Origin of the sequence: Paenibacillus herberti (genome assembly GCF_002233675.1) — a bacterium.
GTDB lineage: Bacteria > Bacillota > Bacilli > Paenibacillales > Paenibacillaceae > Paenibacillus_O > Paenibacillus_O herberti.
In genome coordinates, this window is the sequence record NZ_NMUQ01000001.1 from 1,871,590 (window position 1) to 1,893,170 (window position 21,581).

The following is a 21,581-nucleotide window of genomic DNA, read 5'->3' on the forward strand; positions in this document are numbered from 1 at the left end:
CTTGAATAGCGGATTCGTGGCTCGGACGGACTAACCAAGTAGTCGAAGTTACTTGAATAGCGGATTCGTGGCTCGGACGAGCGAACCAAGTAGTCGAAGTTACTTGAGAAGCGGAAATGTGACTCGGATGAGACAACCAAGTAAAAGAAGAAGCTGTACCCAGGGCGACCACCTTGTTCAATCCAATGTGAAAAGCCCGCAGCCAATTGGCCCGGGCATTGTTGCCACAGCGACAGCCTGCAAGCTCACCGTCGTCACTCTCCATTGTAATAGAACCAGCGCAGCCGGTCTGTGATGGAACCGCCCTCTGGCGGAGCTTCATTGAGCTCGAACACCTTCAGTGCCTGGCCCTGTGGAACAGCATAGGGATCGAATGGACGGATCCAGCTTGCTCCTAGCTGAAAGCTTTCATAAACCAGCACGGTCAGGCAAGCGAACAACGCGGCAAATACGAGCCTTGACAACCATCTGCGTACCGAGACGATCATTCGTGAGACTCCCCCTTTCACACAGACAAGGTATGCGCCGGACAAGCAGGATATGTCCACTTCCGGCCTTACCATGAGCCCGATCCGCCAGCCGCACGCCCCCATACACTGAGAGGGAATGACTCAGGGGAGGAATAAGGCGTATGAAGTCCATTGGAAAATGTCTATGCGAGTGCGCGGCGAACAGCCCCGGTAAACATACCAAGAAGCACATTATCTCGCTGCGCAGTCGCAAAGCTTATGATGAAGCGATCAAGGAGCTTAAGCTGGCCGGCATCAAGCCGGCGCACGCCTGGAGAGGGAGCTGCATCATATGTCTTCATCTTGATCAACGTATCAGCTTGAAGGAACTTCACCGTCATCACCATGTGAGCAGTTTGGAAAAGGATGTGATCATGCGGGCTTTAGGAGCTTCTCCGAAAGGCTCCCGCAAATCCCTCGTGTCCTGTGAGTCCTGTGAGTCCTTCGAATCCAACAAATCGCGTAGCTCCGAAAGATCCCGCAGCTCCTGCAAAACCCGCAAATCGCATGTTTCCTGTGAGTCCTGCAAATTCCGTAAGCCCTGCAGATCCTGTCACAAGCCACTGGCCCGACAACAGCGCTCTCGCTCCCGTCAGATCGCGGCCAGAGTCCAGTCGAGCAAAGGCTGCGGAAGCCGCATCCCCTGGAACATCCAACGAGTCGGAGCACCGGCCGCTTGGAAAAAAACACTCGGACGCGGAATTCGCCTGGCAGTCATCGACACCGGCATCGGTCCGCATCCCAATCTGACCGTTGCTGGCGGCGCCAACGTCATCAGCGGAAGCTCATACCGTGACGACAACGGCCACGGAACGCATGTCTCTGGAATTGCAGCAGGCCGGGGTCGCTCCGGCGGACCGTTAGGTGTCGCTCCAGGTGTTTCTCTCTATGCTGTAAAAGCGCTGGACAACAAAGGCCTCGGCAGCTTATCAAGCATCCTGGATGGATTGGAATGGTGCATCAAAAACCGGATGAAAGTCGTCAATATGAGCCTTGGAACTGATTCTGGAACGAAAAGTCCCGCCTTGCAACGCGTCGTAAAACGAGCGCATAAAAACGGAATCGTACTTGTCGCAGCCGCAGGCAACTCGGGCAAAAATAGCGGTGGTATCGATATCCCCGCCGTATACCCGGAGACGATCGCCGTGGCCGCTTCGGGTCGGAGTAATCAAATTGCCGAATTCAGCAGCCGTGGCAAAGGAATTGAACTGACTGCTCCAGGTGACAGCATCTGCTCATGCTGGCTGAATGACGGGTACAAAACGGAATCCGGTACTAGCATGAGCACGCCTCATGTTGCCGGTGGGGCAGCTCTGCTGCTGGCAGCCAACCCAGGCATGAAGGGCTCACAAGTTGCTCCGATGCTGAAGCGCTGGACCCGCAAGCTGCCGAACTATAATAGCTCCTCTCAAGGCCAAGGCTTGCTGCAACTGAGCAAAACAGCCACAGCATTCAACCCGGTAAAATAAATGATGCGTAAATGTAATCGCCAAGCAAAACTGCCAATCCGCTGAACCCAGAGCTTCCATCGCCATAAAAATCAAACAGCTCCGGCATCCATCGTCAACCCCGGTTAGGGGGACGATGAATACGGAGCTGTTAAGGTTTCTTAGAGTCATTAACCTCTCGACAACGTCTGCAGATGCCCTGGAAATCTAGGCGGTGATCCAGTACGGTGAATCCGAATTCGATCTCTAACCGTTCTTCCAGAGGTCCGAGCCAGTCTTCCTTGATCTCCTCCATCGATCCGCATTGTACACAGATCAGATGATGGTGATGATGCTTGCTATTATCTGTTCTCAAGTCATAACGGGCTACTCCGTCGCCGAAGTTCATCTTCTCCACGACGTGAAGCTCACTGAGCAACTCCAGCGTACGATAAACGGTAGCTAGACCGATCTCGGGAGCCTTGTCCTTGACGAGCATAAACACGTCCTCGGCGCTCAAATGGTCTTCTTCGTTCTCGAGCAGAACGCGTACGGTTGCTTCACGCTGCGGGGTCAACTTGTAGCCCTGCGACTGGAGCTGCTGCTTAATGGAATCAATCCGGGCTTCCATGACTTCCCCCCTGCCAGAAGAAAACCGGCTTAGCCGCCGGCACTTATGAATCTATTATAGTTGCAAAAGGAGCGCGAAGTCAATGATTCAGCCTGTTATCAGCCAGCCCGATGCCCAGGCCATGAGCGCTGGCGACAACCATGCGTCAAGCATGGAAGCTGCAGCAAGCACGATCAGCATGATTGCGGTTGTACCGACAAGAGCGGCTGCGGCAGGTAGCAGCGAGCCTGATCGGCGAATGAGCCTACAGCGGATTATGAACAAAGAAAAGGAAATAGCCGCTGCACTTGCAGCCAAATATGCCGGTACGCTGAGTAGATTGGTCGGAAGTACGGATAAAAGGGCAAACACCAATCCTTTCCCTCCATGCTGAATAGCAAGCGTTCCGACGGCAAAGCCGACTAATACGCCCTTCAGAAAATTGAGCGCAAGTATGACTGGCAAGCCAATAACCGCAAGCCCCATCAACGCGATGAGCAACAACCAGCGGCCATGCTGCCAGAAGCTTTGCCAGAACGCACTTTCCCGCTCCACGGATTGCCCTTGGGAAAGTTGCATCAGAAAGCGACTTAGCTCCTCATTCAACATACGACGCTGCTCTTCATCCAGACCGCTTGCCAGCAACGTCCCGAACACAACTCCCGCTCCGAACAATATCGTCAAAAAAAGGAGCAGCAGCCGCTCCTCCTTGAACTTCTCTCCCGCCGCTGCGAGCATATTCGCCCCTCCCTGCCTAAAGCCAGTCCCGTCACGGTAAAGCTTATGCTCGTACGAATCATAGTATGACGGTCAGCTGCGGCAGGCAACCGTATTCAGGCTTTCAGCAATACGCTGCAATACGCTGCAATACGCTGCAGCATGCAGCGGCAATCAACCCTACCGGCTCAGCTCTAAGGCAACATGCAGCGGCATAACAACTCAGAAGCACACTACATCAAGCTTCCAGAGGTTCACCCACGCAAACCAATCATGCCCGTGTGCTGCGATAATCTCCACAGATAAACGGCCATCAGCGTCTTGGCGTCGCCGATAATGCCCCGCTCGATATAATCCTGAGCCTGTTCCATCGTTAGCGCCTCTACATGCAGCTCTTCGTCCTCATCCGGCTGGCTGTCGCCTTGGACGAGCCCTTCGGCAACATATAGATACACCTTCTCATCCGCAAAGCCCGGCGATGTATAAAAAGCATCCACCAAACGCATAGACGATGCGGAGACGCCTGTCTCCTCCTTCAGCTCACGTGCTGCACAAACCGCCGGATCCTCACCTAGATCAAGCTTTCCAGCAGGAATCTCAACTTGATATTTTTCCATTGGTTTGCGGTATTGGCCAACGGTCAGCAGCTTGCCGTCCACGATGGCAATGACCGCCGCCGCACCAGGATGCCGAATGATTTCCCTTGTCGATGTAGCGCCGCTCGGCAGCTGCACCTGATGGACCTGAAGCGTAATGATACGCCCTTCAAATTTTGTTTCGCTGGACAGCGTAATTTCTGGACCGGGCAGGCCGCCCGTTTGCTGGGAATCACTCATCTGCTTATCCTCCTTGAGCATAACTTGTCCTATTGCCGCATAACGTTGAATTAATTAGATGCGGGGGGCGGAATGGATAATGAAAATGTACCTGGGCGAAAAAGAACTGCGGCTTGTCGGTAAAGCATGGGAAATCCGCCATACGTTGCGTAAGCTAAGCCGAGAAACGGGGGAGCAGCGCCTGCTCGCTCCCGAATCCGGCGCCAAGTCCCGCAATCGCCATGCCGGTTCCGGTGCTTCCGGCAAGCTGCAAACCTATTTGGAGCGGCGCTGAGCCGCGGTAGTGCCGATAATCGCCGTAACCAGTTCCGCTGTGAGAACCAGATCATCCGCCTTAATCTGCTCTTTGGTCGTATGGATATGCTCGTATCCGATACCCAGATTGACAGTCGGCACACCAAGACCGTTAAATACATTGGCATCGCTGCCTCCGCCGGACTGGAACGTACGCGGCGTTAAACCTAAAGAGCGAATCGCATCGGTAACCGTTTGGACGACAGGTGCATCGGGCACAAAATTGTAGGATGGATATATGAGCTCATCCTCCAGCTTTGCCGTTGCACCGAACTCCGCTGCCGTTTTCTCAACAGCTTCCCTCATCGCTTGAATTTGACGCTCCAGCTTGGCTTTGTCAAGACTTCTTGCCTCGGCAAGTAGCTTAACGTATTCGCAAACGACATTTGTTGCTCCGCCGCCTTCAAACCGTCCAATATTCGCTGTTGTTTCACGGTCGATTCGTCCGAGTGGCATGCGCGAGATTGCCTTGGAGGCCACCTGGATAGCGCTGATACCATCTTCCGGATTGACCCCCGCATGAGCGGAGCGGCCCGTCACATGAATTTGGATTCTGGACTGTGACGGCGCAGCAGTCGCGATGGAACCAACTTCGCCATTGGAATCAAGGGCGTAGCCGAATTCCGCACGCAGCTTGGAGCGGTCCAGCGCTCGGGCTCCGGCCAGGCCGGATTCCTCTCCTACCGTAATGACAAATTGTACTTCGCCATGCTCGGCTCCGGTTTCTTTCAGCACGCGAATTGCCTCCAGCATCGCTGCGAGGCCAGCTTTGTCGTCGCTGCCAAGAATCGTCGTGCCGTCGCTGCGGAGATAGCCGTCCTCATCGAGGCGCGGCTTAATGCCTTTTCCCGGGCTAACCGTATCCATATGAGAGGTGAAAAAAACAACCGGAGCGTCCCCCTTCCCGACGGCTTCCAACGTAACAAACAAATTGTTCGCTCCATGTCCTGTAACCACTGCAGCCTCATCCTCTTCCAGCTTCAGTCCGAGCCCCGAGAATTTGGTCTTCAGCAGCTCGCTGATTGCTCCCTCATAACCCGTCTCACTGTCCACTTGGACAAGCTCCATGAATTCCTCAATCAGCCTGTTGCGATTAATCATTCCTTTCCCACCCTTTCATAAAATTGGATTTTAATTGTTGACGCCTCAAGATCATGTTAAGCTTCAGCATGCTAAACCGTGGCTTTTCACAGTGAAATTCGTTACAATAGACCATATATGGGTTGTCCCACGCCCCTCCGGAGCGGAAGACGATCCCGGAAGGAGAAGATCAAGTTGAACCAAGGACGCTTAATCAAAATCGTCGTATACGTGGTGCTGATCACCCTCCTGGTGACCACCATTTTATCCAGCATCGGCTTGTTGCTTTAAGCAAGAACGGGACTGCTCGCACGCCAGCGCGAGGGTCCCGTTTTTCGTTGTAACCTGGTGTTGTTTCAACCCGGAGAGAAGTCGAAGCGCTTCATGAAATGAGGCAGAATTTCTCGCGCAGCCCGTTCCAGATCCATTTCAATTCCGGTCAAATCCTCAAAAGAAGTTACTCCGTACTCCTGAATTCCGCAAGGAACAATACCTGAGAATCCTTCCTGCCCGATACCAGCCTTAATATTCAGCGCAAAACCATGGCTCGTCACGAAACCTCTGCGCAGACGCGACTTATTGAACTTGATGCCGATCGCAGCAATTTTCTCATCGCCGACCCACACGCCGGTATACTCCGGCTTGCGATCGCCTACGATGCCGTAATCAGCTAACCAATCTAGGATGACTTGTTCAAGATCACGTAGGAAACCGTGCAGGTTGAGCCCCTTGGCATCCAAATAAATCAATGGATAACCGACGAGCTGGCCCGGACCGTGGTAGGTAATATCTCCGCCCCGATCGATCTCATATACTGAGATCCCCCGCTCACTCAGCACTTCTGGTGCAAGCAGCAGATGCTCGGGATGGCGATCCGTCCCTAACGTGTACGTCGGTGGATGTTGAAGAAGGAGCAGCGTCTCCACGCGCTCCCCCTTGTCAATTTCGCTGACGTACTCCTTTTGCAGGTCCCAAGCCTCGCCATAGTCGATAATATCTATATAGCGCGCAGCCAGCGGCCGCACTTCGCTTTTTGTGTCCATTGGGGTCCTCCTGCTCTGGATGTCTGCTTCAGTATAGTTGTGTTTCTGAATTGAAGCCCTCGAGATTCTCCTTCACCCGCTGCAGGAAACGTCCGCAAATAACCCCGTCAAGAATGCGGTGATCCAGCGACAGACAGATGTTCGCCATTGAACGCACAGCCAGCATGTCATTGATGACGACCGGCCGTTTGACGATCGACTCAAAAGTAATGATCGCAGCCTGAGGGTAGTTGATGATCGGCTGAGTCAAAATGGCCCCGAACGATCCGGTATTATTCACCGTAAACGTACCGCCCTGCACATCGTCCAGCCTCAGCTTGCCCTCTCGTGTTTTACGAGCAAGCGTCTCGATCTCATGGGCGAGGCCAGCGATATTTTTCTGGTCAGCGTTTCTGATAACCGGGGTTACAACGGAATCCTCCGTACCTACCGACAGCGAGATATTGATATCGCGTTTGACGATAATTTTATCAACAGCCCAGACCGAGTTGATGATCGGGAAATCCTTGATTGCATTGACGACCGCCTTGATGAAAAAGGACAAATACGTCAGATTCGTTCCCTCACGCTTCATAAACTCATCTTTGAGCTTGCTGCGCAGAACGACCAGATTGGTCACATCCACTTCGATCATCATCCAGCCATGCGGGATCTCGTTTACGCTCTGGCGCATCCGTGAGGCAATCGTATTGCGCACCGGCGTCACGTCGATGAAATATTCACCACGACCCGGAACTTGCTGCGCTTCTACCTCGACCTTAGGAATACGCGGCGGCTCGGTAAGATGCAAACCTGTGCTGCGCACCGGCCCTTGAGGTTCAACAATACAATCACCAGGCTGCATCGCCGACTGTGCTGAGGTTGCTGAAGCTGCCGCTACGGACGCCTCACGGCCAGTAGCTTGGCTCTGCGTCGCCTTGTCGCCCCCTGCGACAAAGGCCAGAATATCTTTGCGCGTCACGCGACCGCCCGCACCTGTACCCGGTACATCGGCGGGGTTGATGTTATGCTGAGCTGATAATTGCAATACAGCTGGGGAGTAGCGCCCCCGCATGCTGACATCGCCAAGCTCCGGCCGCGCCGCGCTGGCTGACAAACCTGCGCGGTTCGTCGCTTCGCCGGACGATTGTTCTGCTCCCACTGAAGTTGCAGATGCCGCTTGAGCCGCAGCTGGAGCTGAAGTTGCAGCTTGATCCGCTTCAACCTCAATTAAGCAGATCGGCGTGCCAACATTGACCGTTTCGCCAGCGCCTACGAGCAGCTTGACGAGCGTACCCTTAATTGTCGAAGGAATCTCGGCTCCGACTTTCTCCGTTATGATTTCACATAACGGCTCATACATGCCTACCGAATCGCCGGGCTGCTTCAGCCAACGCTCGATAGTGGCGTTCACGACCGATTCCGCCAGCTGGGGCATGACGATCTCTTGCACAGTTCCTGATTTCATCGTATCGCTCCTTTCCGTGAGCAGCTTTAAGTCTAAGCGACAGTGCTGCCCACGGATGCATTATGCGTAGAACTTGCAGCGAATTAGTAGAGAGCCAGCTCCCTCATCGCCTCAAGCACTTTATCTTTGTTCAACATGAAAAATTTCTCACCAGGAGGGTTGATCGGCATCGCTGGCACGTCTGGCCCGCATAACCGCCGGATCGGCGCGTCGAGCTCATACAGCATCTCTTCGGCGATGATGGCCGACACTTCCGCTCCAATGCCGCCCGTTTTGTTATCCTCATGAATAATTAGGACCTTGCCGGTACGACGCACCGCCTCGAGGATACCTTGCTTGTCCAGTGGCTGAAGCGTGCGCAAATCAAGAATATGGGCGTTTATGCCCTCTTCGGCGAGCTCTTCTGCGGCCTGCATAGCGAAGTGAAGTGGTAGGCTATAGCTAATGACAGTAATGTCATCTCCTTCGCGCAGCACATTGGATTTTCCGATCTCGACCGTATAATCCCCATCGGGAACAGGTCCGGTTATCAGGCGGTAGCATTTTTTATTTTCAAAAAAGAGGACTGGATCGGGATCGCGAATAGCAGCTAACAGCAGCCCCTTCGCATCAGCAGGCGTGAATGGCGCCACGATCTTCAATCCCGGAGTGCCGAAAAAGACCGATTCCGGACATTGAGAATGGTACAGCCCTCCAAAAATACCACCACCAATCGGAGCGCGAATGACAACTGGACAGCTCCAATCATTGTTGGACCGGTAACGGATTTTGGCCGCTTCGCTGATGATCTGATTCGTCGCAGGAAACATAAAATCGGAATACTGCATCTCGGCAATCGGCTTCATCCCGTACATAGCCGCACCGATAGCCACGCCTGCGATAGCTGACTCCGACAGCGGCGTATCCATAACGCGGGCCTCGCCGAACTGCTCCTGCAGCCCTTTGGTCGTCGTAAAGACGCCGCCTTTAACGCCGACATCCTCACCTAGTACGAACACATCCGGATCGCGCTCCATCTCTTCTTTCATGGCAACACGAATCGCTTCTATATAGTCCATAACCGGCATGATTAATATCCCTCCTGTGGCGCATCGCCCGCGTATACATGCCAGAGGGTGCTCTCCGGGGTCGGGAACGGGGCTTCATCCGCATAACGAGTCGCCTCATCCATCTCTTGCCGGATAACCGCAGCCAGTTCTTCTTCTTGCTGCTCGCTCCATATGCCAGACTGGATCAGGTATTTTTTGAAGGCAATCACGCCGTCGCGGGCGCGGTTCTCCTCCACTTCCTCCTTCGTGCGGTAAGCCAAATCATTGTCCGACGTCGAATGAGGCGACAAACGATACATCATCGCTTCGATCAGCGTTGGGCCCTCACCAGACAAGGCGCGTTCTCTGGCTTCCTTGACCGTTTGGAAAACGGCCAGTGCATCGTTGCCGTCCACTCGCAGTCCCGTAAAGCCATAACCAAGCGCGCGATCCGCCACTTTGCCGCCAAGCTGCTTGTGCACCGGGACAGAAATGGCGTATTGGTTGTTTTCGCACATCAGAATGACCGGTAGCTTATGCACACCAGCAAAGTTGCAGCCTTCATGGAAGTCGCCCTGATTGCTCGATCCTTCCCCGAAAGTAACAAAGCTGACAAGCTTCTCGCCCTTCATTTTGGCAGCTAAAGCGATGCCGACAGCATGAGGGACCTGGGTCGTAACCGGTGAAGAACCAGTCACAATTCTTAGCTTTTTATGGCCGAAATGGCCCGGCATTTGCCGGCCGCCGCTTGCCGGATCTTCCGCTTTGGCGAATACCGAAAGCATCAGTTCACGCAGCGTCATCCCGACGGAAAGGACGAATCCATAATCTCGGTAATACGGCAGAAAATAATCCTCTTCTCGGTTCAGCGCCCAAGCAGCCGCTACCTGAGCAGCCTCCTGGCCGATGCCGGAGACATGGAAATTGATTTTGCCCGCGCGCTGCAGCAGTAGCACTCGCTCATCAAACATCCGGGCGCTCCTCATCATCGAATACATATCGATGGCATCCTGATCAGACAGGCCTAACTCGCGATGCCGTGATTCAACTTGTGGTCGGCTCATGGAAGAACCTCCTCTTCATTCCAGGTTTAATACCTGGTACTAATACTTGATAGTAGTATTATAACGCTGAAAGCGATAAAAGGAAACCTTTGCCGCGGGGCCTAAAAGTTCAACGCTTTGCCGTTAATCGCGAGCATCGCTTCGCCCATCGCTTCTGACAGACTCGGATGTGGATGGAAGCTCGATCCAACTTCCCAAGGAACTGCATCCAAATACTGCGCCAGCGACGCTTCGGCAATCAGCTCGGTCACATGCGCTCCAACCATATGGACCCCAAGTAGATCCTGGCTGTTTCTATCGGCAATCACCTTTACGAAACCCTCGGTGTCGCCTTGCACGATCGCTTTGGCTATAGCAGCGAATGGAATTTTGGCCACAACAGGATCATGCCCTTTAACACGGGCTTGCTCCTCCGTATAACCGACACTGGCTGTTTCTGGACGGCTGTATACGCATCGCGGAATACGATGATCAGCAAGCGGCTGTGGATCAAGACCAAGCAAATGCTCCACTGCAAAAATGCCTTCATGAGCAGCGGCATGCGCAAGCTGAACGCCACCCGTTACATCGCCGATCGCATAAATATGCGGCTCGCCAGTCTGAAGCGTTGATTTTACTTTGATCCATCCATTTTTAACCGCAATATCTGTGTTTTCCAAACCGATGCTTTCAACATTCGCCTGCCTGCCCACTGAGACGAGCAGCTTGTCCGCAGTGAGAGTTTCTTGGGTTTCACCAATCTTCGCGGTAATGGTTACACCAGCATCGCCACTGACGAGCGAGTCGGCCTGAATTGTTGCCCCAGTCAGGATGCGCACGCCGCGGGAGCCCAGCGCCTTGGCTATAGCAGCCGATACATCCGGATCCTCTGCCGGCAGCAGACGAGAAGCAGCTTCAACTAATGTGACTTTCGTTCCGAAATCGCTCAGCATGCTGGCCCATTCAACGCCGATAACCCCACCACCTGCAATAAGCAGCGTTTCCGGTAAGGCTTCCAACTTGAGAGCGTCATCGCTAGTAAGCACATGAACACCATCTGCCTCAAGTCCTGGTAATTGACGAGGTCTGGAGCCCGTTGCAACGATCAGATGTCGGGAGACGACCGATTCCATCTCACCATTATCAAGCTCAACAGCAAGTGAACCACTCTTCGGAGAAAAAATCGAAGGACCGACAATTCTTCCTTTGCCGTAAATGACTTCAATTCCATGTTTTTTTATTAGCTGAATGAGCCCGCGATGCAACTGTTCAACCGTCTTTTCTTTGCGGGCCTGGACAGCACCAAAATCCAGTTTGAACGCTTCTCGATCAATTTTGATTCCATATGTATCGGCATGCAGCAGGGAGGCATAAACTTCTGCGCTTCGCAGCAAAGCTTTGCTTGGAATACAGCCCTTATGAAGACAGGTTCCTCCCAATTGGCTCCGTTCAACGATCGCAACCTTTTTGCCTTCCTGAGCAGCCCTAATTGCAGCCGTGTAACCGCCAGGACCGCCTCCGAGCACAGCAACATCCACTTGAATTGGCATTGCATCTTTCCCTTTCCCAAGCACGGCCGGGCCGCGCAGTTTCTATAAATGTTACAACTCATTTGATAAAGCTAGAGAGTATTGTACCTTTTTTAACGGCTGAATAACACTACATGGACAAGCAAGCTTATGTTGAAGTATTATTAAACGAGCTAAACCTGCATCTTGAGTTGTGTATCTTAAGACGCATACAGGCTGAATTAAGGAGAGAACACCATGAAAGTTGTCATTTCCAGGTTTGTTGCTATTCTTATTCTTGTCATACCTGGCATAATCGCCTGTTACGGTTTTTTACAGATGAAAACTGCCACCTTTGATTATTTGGCGGAATTCGGCAACGACTCCGTCATACCGGACTTCAATTGGATTCCGTTCATCATTGGCTTTATTCTGTTCGTTATCGGAATCGGTTTCATTGGCGGTTGGATCTTCTTCCGTGATCGCAAGCATAATTATGTTGCTCCACGCTTCAAAAAGAAACGTCCAAGACCCAACGTTTGATTTATAAGGCTATGGCACAGGCAAATTCCTGCTCCTCCTCGTACTATACAATTATCCGAGAAGGAAAGGAGCTGCTTTAAATGTGCTGCCGTTGTAACAGATTTTTCCCTACAGAGACAGTGGAAGAGCCGGTTGAAACTGTTTACCGTGATGTTTATTGTCGCCAAAAGATTAGAGTCATTAGACCTATTGAGGTCGTAACACGTTACCACGCTGTTCCAGTTCGCTGTTATGAGAATAGGTACTTCTTTCGCGATGAAAGAGTAGAACCGGTTGTACCACTTCCGGAACCAATTCCAACACCATTTGTTTATGGTCAACAAGACAATGTCTACGAACAAGGCGTTTTTAATGCCGAACAACTCAACTATGAGAATGGCCCTACAATTTCCCGCAAAAAATCCAAAGCCAAAAAATCTTCAAAATCGCGTTCCAAAAAATAGTTCAATTTCACTTGGAAACAGAAACCGTTGGGCCTCAGCCCAACGGTCTTTTTTATTTACCAATTACTAGTATACTTTGATACTCATCCTTGTCAATGAACGTGTTTTGTCGGATTTAGTCTAATGATATCGATTAATAAGTCAATACTTCTCTCAACGAACACTGTCTGAGACTAATTATTTAAATCATACTTTTTGAATTTTAAAGGTGAATTCCCAATTTGCTTGCTCGCCAGAATAACGTCCCCGATTTTCTACGACGGTTACATCCAAAGTTTTTGTTACGGTGCCTTTTTTTATAGTTGAAACTTTAATGGACTTACTTGCCTCTCCATCTTCAGGAATTTTATCCTGCTCTTGAGCTTCAGCTTTAAGCTTGATCGTATCCGAGCCTTTCAAAGTAAGAGTAACGGAGCCTCCTTCTTTGAGCTCCTTACCATTGACGTAGCCGCCCGACCACCACTCATTTCCAACATGATTATTTTCAACAAGCTCCGCACTGACAAACGTGATTTTTACTTTTGTTGTTTTGGAAGCTGCTGACAGCGGCTGAACGGCGAGAGTGACGGCAACGATCAAACTTAACATAATTCCGACTCTTCTTTTTCCCATGTCAAACCTCCATTTTAGGTATATGAACCCATTTGTCCTATCATATAGCAGATAATTGGTATATGATGGATATATATATACTGTGGCTAGGCTTTACACACATAAAAAAAGAGCCATTTTACGGCTCGGAATTTGAACATCAAATTTTAGATAAGACAAAATTGAATTACGCCCGACTCAGGCTGAATCCAAATTGAACCCGCCCCTTTTGATAACTCGCCGACATCTCCTTTTTTGCAGTGTACCGTATAGTGATATCCGTTATATTCGTAGCCGATCTCATCGCTGGCTGCTATCATATGCGGCTCCTGTTTTCGGTCGCTCCAGATCATCTGCAGCCCCCAGTCGCATTGGTCCGCCATGATTGTTACCGAATTCTGCGAACAGTTAATTCTCAGTGTGCCGCCTTCTATGATCTCGGCGACCATCAACAGCTCATCCTGCGAAACTTCCGTCACTTCGAGCGAATCTTCCTGACATCGAAGCGGCACAAGCTCACCATCGGACGAACGGACCATGGGCCAGATCCCCGCCTTGATAAGCGAGTTGCTCCACCTCGCACCGTCCATCACGGGGAGTGTATCATAGATGCTGTCCGCGGTGCGGCATGGTTCATGCAAATAACGTTCAGCATAACGCTCATCAAAAATATGAAAATCGCGAATATACGCCTGCTGATCCTCCCAAAACAAATTCAAGCGATAAAATCGACTGCAATACCAGATGGATTTGCGGCCTTCTTCCTTCCAATAGTGAAGCGCCGTAATCGCAGAGGCTGGTGTGACCTCATGCTCCGCCTTAAACCAGGTGCCTGAATCCGCAAGCGTCTCTACGATAAGTTCGCCGCGTTCCTGCCAGGTTTGCAAAAGGCCGATTTGGTCGATCAAGCCGTCTTTGATCCGTGGCCAGCCGAAGGAATTCTCCTGCCCAACTTGCGTGTACCCGAACGAAAGTGCTGGTGCGCGAAAATTTAAATCGAAAAACCACTGCACCCAATAGGGATTCCCTCCTCCGCCTCGTCCGCCGCTCCCCTCCCCCGCTCCTGCATAGACTGGTTCAAGTGTGACTACCTCTTGGATCGCATTCTCATCAAGCATGTCCAAATCATATTGATAGATCGGATCACTTCCTAACATACGGAATACAGGTACCGGAATTTGCTGTGCTTTTGTCTGCGCAGGCATGAAGCTATTTAACCGGCTCGGGTAAAAAGCTTGGTTGTAATAGCCGCCCCACAGCGTATAGCCATCCGTTCCCCATTGATCTTTGCAATTGCATGAAGCAACGATTTCATAACGATCTGTTAAATAAGCGAGGAGATGGGCGTCCATAATCCAGGATCCGACCGACTTTGGTAACTTGCATCACCAATATCGCAAGCGAAATCAGGGCGATAAGCAGTGTAACTATGACCACAATTATTGTTGTCTTGCGAATGGAGTCGACTTCCACCAAGAGACTTTTTTGCGGGACCATCGCAACAACTGTCCAACCCGATGTTTTGGAGACCGCTCTGGACAAGAAAAATTTTTCTTGATTTATGGAAATACTGCTTTTCTCCATATTCGGAATTTGATTAAAATCATGTAAAGATCCGATCGTTTGCCTTAACCGATGAGATGCGTTTGGATAAATCAAATTTCCTTCTTCATCAAAAACCATAAATTCCGTCTCATTATCCACTTGGGATATATCAATCATTTTCTTAATGACGGACGAGTCAACATCAATTCGGATCACACCGATCACATCGAAGTTTTCCGTATTTTTAATTTGGCGGGCAAACGTGAAAAATTGCTCTTTCTCTGGTACAAATCTTTCTGCTGCAAACACATAAGGGTCTTTTTTGGATTTAACCGTTTGGAACCATGCCTGATCCTTCCAAGGCTCGATGAAAGGTTCATGGGATGAAATGAAGGATTTGGTGAAGTAGACATTGCCCTCGGTAAAAATCGTGATACGGCGAATGTCGCTATGTTGATACTGCAAATTGACGAGGTATCGATTCATGTAAGTCTGATCTTTAGGATCCGGGAAGTCAATTTGATCCATGGCGTATTTCATGACAATTTTACGGATATCATCGGAATATAAAGGCATCCGGCTTATTCGGTTAATGTCCCCTAACGTCTTGTTCATATACTCGTTAATCTGGAAATTCGACTAACGTCGAATATCGATTTCTTTTGAAGGACGGATAAGGAAATTTCATACGACAGATAACCGACTAATATAATTGGAATGAAGATAATGGGAAAGAACAACAAGAGCAGCTGATTGCGAAATAACATAACTTTATTGCGTTTCCACAGCATAAAAATATCTCCTCATTAATGCTCATATTGTAAAAGATAATTGCGGAAGCTTATTATGCAATATTATATCCGATTATAAGGCATGCAGTTCTTCTATTTATCTTAAAATAACAGAGAAGACTCCCTCTTCTACAAGGTGGAGCTGAATCGGCGTTTTTTAGCGCATCCATAAAAACGATTGGCTACGCCCGTTTCGTCTTCAATTATTTCCTGAATAAGTGGAATCAAGCCGAGACAGGGAGTGCAAGATCTTACCACACATGCTCATCGGACTTACTCCTATTAAGTTGTTGGGAGTGCCATTCGGTCAAAATAAAAACACTCCTTTATTGGTTTTTGAAGCAACCAATAAAGGAGTGTTTTTATACATATCATGACGGAAGATTTATAGAGCCTGACCTAGATCAAATTTATATTGATGAGGTTGGTCAAATTGATCTAGACTCAATCCTTCAAAACCCTTACCCTGTCTAAGTTCAGCTAACCTTATGCTCAATCCGAAGCTTGTCAGCAACCATCGCAATAAATTCCGAGTTGGTAGGTTTTGACTTGCTGATGTTGATCGTATAGCCGAACAGATGGCTGATGCTGTCAATGTTACCGCGCGTCCAAGCGACTTCAATCGCATGCCGTATAGCGCGCTCTACACGAGAAGGAGTCGTTTTGAACTTCTCCGCAATGGCTGGATACAACGTTTTCGTAATTGCACCCAGAATCTCAATATTGTTGTACACCATCGTGATCGCTTCACGGAGATACTGGTAACCTTTAATATGTGCAGGAACACCAATTTCATGAATTATGCTCGTAATATTGGCGTCCAAATTTTTGCCCTTGGCAATCGGTACCACATTGGACTTGATCAAAGAAGAAGCGCTGGAGAAGGCACTAGATGACGATGTCGACATTACATTTTGATTGCCGACCAATTGACGAACTCGGTTGGCAAGCATTTCCATATCAAACGGTTTCAGAATGTAATATGAAGCACCAAGCTGAACCGCTTTTTGCGTAATATTTTCTTGGCCGAATGCCGTAAGCATAATGATTTTGGGCATCGGTTGAATACTGCTTTCGCGTAAACGTTCCAAAACGCCAAGACCGTCAAGATGAGGCATAATGATATCCAGAATCAGTACATCCGGAATACGATCTGTTTCCTTGAGCAGACGCAGCACTTCTTCACCGTTGTAGGCAATACCAGTTACTTCCATATCATCCTGTTCGGAGATATATTCGGACAATAAATTGGTGAATTCACGGTTATCATCGGCCAGTAATACTTCAATCTTAGACAAGGTTGATCCTCCTTCATCACGTTGAGATAGTCTGTTATTTGCTTATTATCACTAGCGTTGCATAAATAATTTCCGAATGTTCAAAATCTTCAGTTTCCCTATTTCGACACAAAAAAAGATCCTTTACAATGGGTATGGGAGGTAGTTCCTGTCCATAATCCACTGAAAGGATCAGCGCATGGATAAGGATACCCTATTTTCTTCATTTGGTAAATGGGTTGCACCCATTTTTTCAACAACGTTTTTAGATCAACTTGCTCAGAATCACGCAGATGCCTACGTCAAGAAGCTTACGGTTCCGGCCTATTTGAAACTATTCTTGCATGCCCAGCTTCAACAGCGCGAAGGACTCCGGAGCATTGCAGATGATGTCCTGAGCAAAGACTTTCAGCAAGAACTGGGTTTTGAGTCCATCTCGTTTAGCCAGCTATGCCGCAAGAACAACCAGGTGAATCCTGCCTTGCTCGAAAATCTGTTTGAGCAGCTAGCCAGGAAGGTCCTACGTAGCGAAGGCGCCACGGCTGCAGATCGTAAAACCGTCCAGGTGATCGACTCGACCACCATTTCCCTGTGCCTGCAGAGATACAAATGGGCCGAATTCCGTCAAACCAAAGCGGGCATTAAGATTCATCTACGTCTGGCGTTTATGGGGAAAGAGAGCGTTCTGCCTGAGCGTGCGACAATTACGACGGCGAAGAAAAACGACCGTACACAGATGGACGCCCTTATCGACGAGGAAGGCGCCACGTATCTATTCGATCGCGGTTATGTGGATTACAAGGCGTTCGATGATTACACGGAGCGCGGCATCCACTTCGTCACCCGGCTGAAAAACAACGCTGTCATTGAACCCCTAGAATCCTTCCCCATCCCGATGGAAAGCAGGGTGACGATGGATGAACGCGTACGGATCGGATCGGCGTCCAAGCGGGCTAAGCGGGAGTACCGCATGATTGAAACGGCGGATTCGGAAGGAAATCTGCTCATCCTAGTGACCAACCGCTTCGAACTGACGTGCGACGAGATTTCGGATATGTACCGGAGCCGCTGGGCAATTGAAACGTTCTTCAAGTGGATGAAGCAGCATCTTCGAATCAAACGGTTTTACGGCACCAGCGAACGGGCCGTGCAAAACCAGGTCTGGATGGCGCTCATTGCCTACTGCCTGCTCGTGCTGGTGAAAAAAAAGACGCAGACGCCGCATTCGCTGCTGATGCTAAGCCGCTGGCTCCGGGTACTGTTGTGGAAGCCGGCAGAGCAATGGTTAAGGCGGATTCATCGGCCACCGAGCCGCAAGTCGGCAGGACGCCGAAGGTTGAATTCAACCTGAGCAAAAGGGCCTGAGGCCTGTTGGTATTCACGTAGCAGAATATACATAAACTACCAAATGGACAGGACTACCTTTGAGAGGAGTTCGACCTTTTGGTTTTGTTGACATCGATAGTGTGTTTGAATATTCAATTTATTTTATTGTGAAGGTTTATGCAACGCTAGTGGCTTATTATATCGATTCGACAGCTCAGATTGATTTCCTTCTGTCGAATATTATTTTTCTTTCTTTTTCCAACTTGATTATGTATAATAAATAATTTACTACATTTATTGACCTTATGAGATATTTTTCGACATACAAACAACAAAAATCTCAGGGCTAAGCAGCCTTGAGATTTTTGTTAGCTGTACGCAACATGATGCCAGCATCTTGAAGCATCCATTCAATAAAACAACCATAACCCGATGAAGGATCATTGACAAATACATGGGTTACAGCTCCAATCAGTTTTCCATTTTGAATGATTGGACTGCCCGACATTCCTTGTACAATACCTCCAGTCAGCTCCAGCAATTTAGGATCGGTAACTTTGATAACCATCCCTTTTGTTGCAGGCTGCTTCTGCTTACTCACATGACTGATTTGAACTTTGAACCGTTCAACCTTCTGTCCATTGAGGACGGTCAGAATTTCAGCTGGACCTTCCTGAACCTCTTCAGAAAAAGCGACCGGTACTGCTTCGGACTGATAGCTGTGACCTGGAAGCTGCCCCATCTTGCCAAAGATGCCAAATGGCGTATTACGCTCGATATTGCCCAAAATATTCGCTTCATTTACAAATGTAGCTCGTTTTTCTCCTGGCTCACCGTTTTGACTTTTGTTGATCGACGTAACATTGGATTCTAATATTTGACCCTCGCCCACCTCAATTGCCGTACCTGTGTCGAGATCGGTGATTACATGGCCTAATGCGCCATAGACGCCTTGATCAGGGGCAAAGAAGGTCAACGTACCAACACCTGCAGCTGAATCGCGAATATACAGTCCAATCCGCCACGCACTATCCTCATAGTCGTAAGCAGGCTTAAGCTTAACGGACATGAGTTTTCCTGAACGTTTGATCGTAAGCTTCATCGGATGCTGGTTGCTTCCCGCTTGTTCGGTGAACTTTGCAATTTGCTTGACTTCACGGACTCTGTGACCGTCAATTTCCATAATTAGATCACCTAAACGGATGCCAGCTATCTCTCCCGGAGAAACTTTAGTATCGGCGTTTTCATGTACAAGATGATGGCCAACAACAAGGACACCGGAGGACTTCACTTTGACACCAATGGTTTGTCCACCTGGTATCACCTTAAGATCAGGGACGACATCGACATGTACCGTTTTAAAAGGAATTTTGCCAAACAGCTTCAGGGACATTGTAGCTCGACCGCTTTGACGCGGTTCGATCGAAATCGGCTTTTGCAAATCAAGCACTTGGCGATGCTCAGCTTTCCCATTTACATGAAGGATGTTTGAATCCACCGTCATGTCCGCATGGACAGGCATGTTGTATTCCAGCCGTTTCAATTGCCCGGAGAACAAACGCAGTTCATTCGGAAACGAGGCATAATTCAGGAACGGACTGGAGATGCCGATCATGCAAACGAAGAATACGAGAACTAGTCCGAACCACCGCTTCCGCTGGTTGGCGTTCATGATCTCACGCTCCCTGTAGTTCCATCGCTTGACGATTGGTCTCGCCAATTGCGTACCTATAAGGTACCCCGCCCCCCCTGATTTATGTCCGATAAAACATTCCCTGAAAGGCTGACATTAGGCTCCTTTTTGTCGATCTGCCAGTACAAGCATTTCTTGTGCATGATGCCTTGTTTTGTCCGTAACTTCTACACCGCCGAGCATCCGCGCCAGCTCTTCAATCCGTCCCCGATCGCTCAGCTCCTTTACGGAAGTGACAGTCCGATCTCGAACGACATCCTTGCTGATCTCATAATGGAAATCCGCCATGCAAGCCACTTGAGGCAGATGGGTAATTGAAAACACTTGGCATTTGCCAGATAATTGCGACATTTTCTCCGCGATTGCTTGAGCGGCTCGTCCACTGACACCGGTATCGACCTCATCAAACACCAGAACCGGTACTTGGTCAATCTCGGCAAAGATGCTCTTAAGTGCCAGCATAATACGCGACATCTCGCCGCCGGAAGCAATTTTGCTGAGCGGTTTAAGCGGTTCCCCTGGGTTAGGTGCAAGCAAAAAGGCTGCTTCATCAATTCCATGAAGAGTAAGCTTAAGGGGCTCATCCGCTGAATGCGTCTCCACATTGGCTCTGAATTGAGTCCGGCTCATTCCGAGGTCCTTGAGCTGTGCTTCCACCGATGCGGACAGCAACTCAGCAGCGGACTGCCGTTTAAGAGAAAGGTCAAGCGCATATTGTGAACAAACAGCATGAGCTTCCTTAAGGGATTTCTTCAGAAATTGGATATGCTCATCCCGGTTCTCGATTAAATCAGCTTCATGTTTGATTTTTTTGTAATAAGCCATAATATCCGGTATGCTGTCTCCGTATTTGCGACGAAGACTGTTGATCAGATTGATCCGATCTCCGATTGCAGCAAGCCGTACCGGATCGCTCTGAATATTCTCCCGATATCCGCGAAGCTGATGTGCAGCATCCTCTGCCTGGTAATAAGCGCTCTTAAGCTGCTCCATCAGTGGACCGAGTAAGGCTGGGTTATAACCCGAAATTTCTTCCAGCTTCTCGATGGCCGTGCTGAACGCGTCTAATGCACCGCTGTCATTCAGTAACTCGTATGCTTCAGAAGTGTGGGTCATGATCTTATCGGCATGACCAAGAACGTCCTTTTCCTCCTGCAGTTGATCCCATTCCTCTACGCGAAGGCTGGCCGAACGGATCTCTTCCATCTGGAATTTATACAAGTCGAGCATCTGCATATTCTGGCGGCTCGTATCCATCGTGCTCTTAAGCGAACTGCGAAGCTCACCATACTTAAAAAAGGCCGCTTGATATTGCTTCTTCAATGCTGCTACCTCTTCGCCGGCGAAAAGATCAAGCCATTCCAAATGCTGCTCACTGCGCAGCAACGATTGATGCTCATGCTGGCCGTGGATATTAACGAGACACTCTCCGACTTCGCGAAGCATGGTCAGGTTGGCTATGGAACCATTTAAACGGCAAGAGCTCTTGCCTTGAGCCGAAAGTTCCCTGCGAATGGTAAGCAAATCTTCCGAAGATCCCTTCAAGCCAAGCCTGTCCAGTACATGCCAAACCGGATGGGAAGAGGGAAGGTCAAAGGAGGCCTCCATCTCCGCCTTGTCACATCCGTAACGAACCATATCCGAAGATCCTCTTCCACCAATAAGCAGAATAAGCGCGTCAATCAGAATGGACTTGCCGGCCCCAGTCTCTCCTGTGAGGACATGAAAACCGTCATGAAACCCCACTGTAACTTCTTCAATTACGGCAAGGTTGCGGATGGACAATTCACGAAGCATAGATAACACTCCTTCGATCCAATTAGAGTTCTA

At 49.7% G+C, this 21,581-nt stretch carries 21 protein-coding genes; 5 read left to right on the forward strand and 16 right to left on the reverse strand.

From position 1 onward, the window contains the following. Positions 1–254: 254 nt before the first annotated feature. The gene (locus tag CGZ75_RS08650; protein ID WP_089523797.1) at positions 255–488 is read right to left on the reverse strand and encodes a DUF4227 family protein; all 234 of its coding nucleotides are present in this window, start codon (positions 486–488) and stop codon (positions 255–257) included. A gap of 143 nt (positions 489–631) precedes the next feature. On the opposite strand from CGZ75_RS08650, the gene CGZ75_RS08655 reads away from it, so the two are divergent. Then, the gene (locus CGZ75_RS08655; RefSeq protein ID WP_089523798.1) at positions 632–1,978 is read left to right on the forward strand and encodes a S8 family peptidase; all 1,347 of its coding nucleotides are present in this window, start codon (positions 632–634) and stop codon (positions 1,976–1,978) included. Between the two features lie 130 nt (positions 1,979–2,108). Here CGZ75_RS08655 and fur read toward each other — a convergent pair whose 3' ends face one another. From fur to CGZ75_RS08670, 3 genes are all read right to left on the reverse strand, one after another. Continuing rightward, positions 2,109–2,567, reverse strand: a complete 459-nt coding sequence (gene fur, locus CGZ75_RS08660) for a ferric iron uptake transcriptional regulator (protein ID WP_089523799.1) — start codon at positions 2,565–2,567, stop codon at positions 2,109–2,111. An 87-nt stretch (positions 2,568–2,654) separates the two neighbouring features. Further along, on the reverse strand, positions 2,655–3,284 hold the full coding sequence (spoIIM, locus tag CGZ75_RS08665) for a stage II sporulation protein M (RefSeq protein ID WP_089523800.1): 630 nt from the start codon (positions 3,282–3,284) through the stop codon (positions 2,655–2,657). 233 nt (positions 3,285–3,517) lie between these two features. After that, positions 3,518–4,099, reverse strand: a complete 582-nt coding sequence (locus tag CGZ75_RS08670; protein ID WP_089523801.1) for an NUDIX hydrolase — start codon at positions 4,097–4,099, stop codon at positions 3,518–3,520. Between the two features lie 79 nt (positions 4,100–4,178). Between CGZ75_RS08670 and mciZ the strand changes: the two genes are divergently transcribed. Further along, positions 4,179–4,373 (forward strand): Z-ring formation inhibitor MciZ, encoded by a 195-nt coding sequence (gene mciZ / locus CGZ75_RS08675; RefSeq protein ID WP_176444734.1) that lies wholly within the window; start codon positions 4,179–4,181, stop codon positions 4,371–4,373. Here mciZ and CGZ75_RS08680 read toward each other — a convergent pair. Further along, on the reverse strand, positions 4,355–5,494 hold the full coding sequence (locus CGZ75_RS08680; RefSeq protein WP_089523803.1) for a M20/M25/M40 family metallo-hydrolase: 1,140 nt from the start codon (positions 5,492–5,494) through the stop codon (positions 4,355–4,357). The two genes, mciZ and CGZ75_RS08680, sit on opposite strands and share 19 nt — an antisense overlap. A 174-nt stretch (positions 5,495–5,668) precedes the next feature. On the opposite strand from CGZ75_RS08680, the gene prli42 reads away from it, so the two are divergent. Continuing rightward, positions 5,669–5,764, forward strand: a complete 96-nt coding sequence (prli42, locus tag CGZ75_RS25150; protein ID WP_157694225.1) for a stressosome-associated protein Prli42 — start codon at positions 5,669–5,671, stop codon at positions 5,762–5,764. A 65-nt stretch (positions 5,765–5,829) separates the two neighbouring features. On the opposite strand, the gene lipB is transcribed toward prli42, so the two are convergent. The 5 genes from lipB to lpdA form a co-directional block, all read right to left on the reverse strand. Then, positions 5,830–6,516 carry a lipoyl(octanoyl) transferase LipB gene (gene lipB / locus CGZ75_RS08685; RefSeq protein ID WP_089523804.1) on the reverse strand — a complete coding sequence of 229 codons (687 nt, stop codon included), beginning with the start codon at positions 6,514–6,516 and terminating at the stop codon, positions 5,830–5,832. Positions 6,517–6,544: 28 nt separating this feature from the next. After that, positions 6,545–7,963, reverse strand: coding sequence for a dihydrolipoamide acetyltransferase family protein (locus tag CGZ75_RS08690; RefSeq protein ID WP_089523805.1), 1,419 nt, complete (start codon positions 7,961–7,963; stop codon positions 6,545–6,547). A gap of 83 nt (positions 7,964–8,046) precedes the next feature. After that, positions 8,047–9,030, reverse strand: coding sequence for an alpha-ketoacid dehydrogenase subunit beta (locus CGZ75_RS08695; protein WP_089523806.1), 984 nt, complete (start codon positions 9,028–9,030; stop codon positions 8,047–8,049). Positions 9,031–9,032: 2 nt separating this feature from the next. Continuing rightward, positions 9,033–10,055, reverse strand: a complete 1,023-nt coding sequence (locus tag CGZ75_RS08700) for a thiamine pyrophosphate-dependent dehydrogenase E1 component subunit alpha (RefSeq protein ID WP_089523807.1) — start codon at positions 10,053–10,055, stop codon at positions 9,033–9,035. Between the two features lie 101 nt (positions 10,056–10,156). Continuing rightward, positions 10,157–11,584: a dihydrolipoyl dehydrogenase gene (gene lpdA / locus CGZ75_RS08705; RefSeq protein ID WP_089523808.1), complete on the reverse strand. Its 1,428-nt coding sequence runs from the start codon at positions 11,582–11,584 to the stop codon at positions 10,157–10,159. A gap of 216 nt (positions 11,585–11,800) precedes the next feature. Here lpdA and CGZ75_RS08710 point away from each other — a divergent pair, with 216 nt between their 5' ends. Continuing rightward, positions 11,801–12,085, forward strand: coding sequence for a DUF2627 family protein (locus CGZ75_RS08710; RefSeq protein ID WP_089523809.1), 285 nt, complete (start codon positions 11,801–11,803; stop codon positions 12,083–12,085). 629 nt (positions 12,086–12,714) lie between these two features. On the opposite strand, the gene CGZ75_RS08715 is transcribed toward CGZ75_RS08710, so the two are convergent. The 4 genes from CGZ75_RS08715 to spo0A form a co-directional block, all read right to left on the reverse strand. Continuing rightward, complete coding sequence (locus CGZ75_RS08715; RefSeq protein ID WP_089523810.1) at positions 12,715–13,140, reverse strand: hypothetical protein; 426 nt, start codon at positions 13,138–13,140, stop codon at positions 12,715–12,717. Between the two features lie 146 nt (positions 13,141–13,286). After that, the gene (locus tag CGZ75_RS08720; RefSeq protein WP_089523811.1) at positions 13,287–14,471 is read right to left on the reverse strand and encodes a hypothetical protein; all 1,185 of its coding nucleotides are present in this window, start codon (positions 14,469–14,471) and stop codon (positions 13,287–13,289) included. Next, on the reverse strand, positions 14,431–15,291 hold the full coding sequence (locus tag CGZ75_RS08725) for a cache domain-containing protein (protein ID WP_281255109.1): 861 nt from the start codon (positions 15,289–15,291) through the stop codon (positions 14,431–14,433). The genes CGZ75_RS08720 and CGZ75_RS08725 overlap by 41 nt, the downstream gene beginning before the upstream one ends. Positions 15,292–15,931: 640 nt before the next feature. Continuing rightward, complete coding sequence (gene spo0A, locus CGZ75_RS08735; RefSeq protein WP_089523814.1) at positions 15,932–16,753, reverse strand: sporulation transcription factor Spo0A; 822 nt, start codon at positions 16,751–16,753, stop codon at positions 15,932–15,934. A 178-nt stretch (positions 16,754–16,931) separates the two neighbouring features. Between spo0A and CGZ75_RS08740 the strand changes: the two genes are divergently transcribed. Beyond that, a complete protein-coding gene (locus CGZ75_RS08740) occupies positions 16,932–18,083 on the forward strand; it encodes an IS4 family transposase (protein ID WP_089523815.1) in 1,152 nt (383 codons plus the stop codon). Positions 18,084–18,404: 321 nt separating this feature from the next. Here the strand turns inward: CGZ75_RS08740 and spoIVB are convergent, their stop codons facing one another. Both spoIVB and recN read right to left on the reverse strand, forming a co-directional pair. Then, positions 18,405–19,730, reverse strand: a complete 1,326-nt coding sequence (gene spoIVB / locus CGZ75_RS08745) for a SpoIVB peptidase (RefSeq protein WP_089523816.1) — start codon at positions 19,728–19,730, stop codon at positions 18,405–18,407. A gap of 117 nt (positions 19,731–19,847) precedes the next feature. After that, positions 19,848–21,548: a DNA repair protein RecN gene (gene recN, locus CGZ75_RS08750; RefSeq protein ID WP_089523817.1), complete on the reverse strand. Its 1,701-nt coding sequence runs from the start codon at positions 21,546–21,548 to the stop codon at positions 19,848–19,850. Between the last annotated feature and the right edge of the window lie 33 nt (positions 21,549–21,581).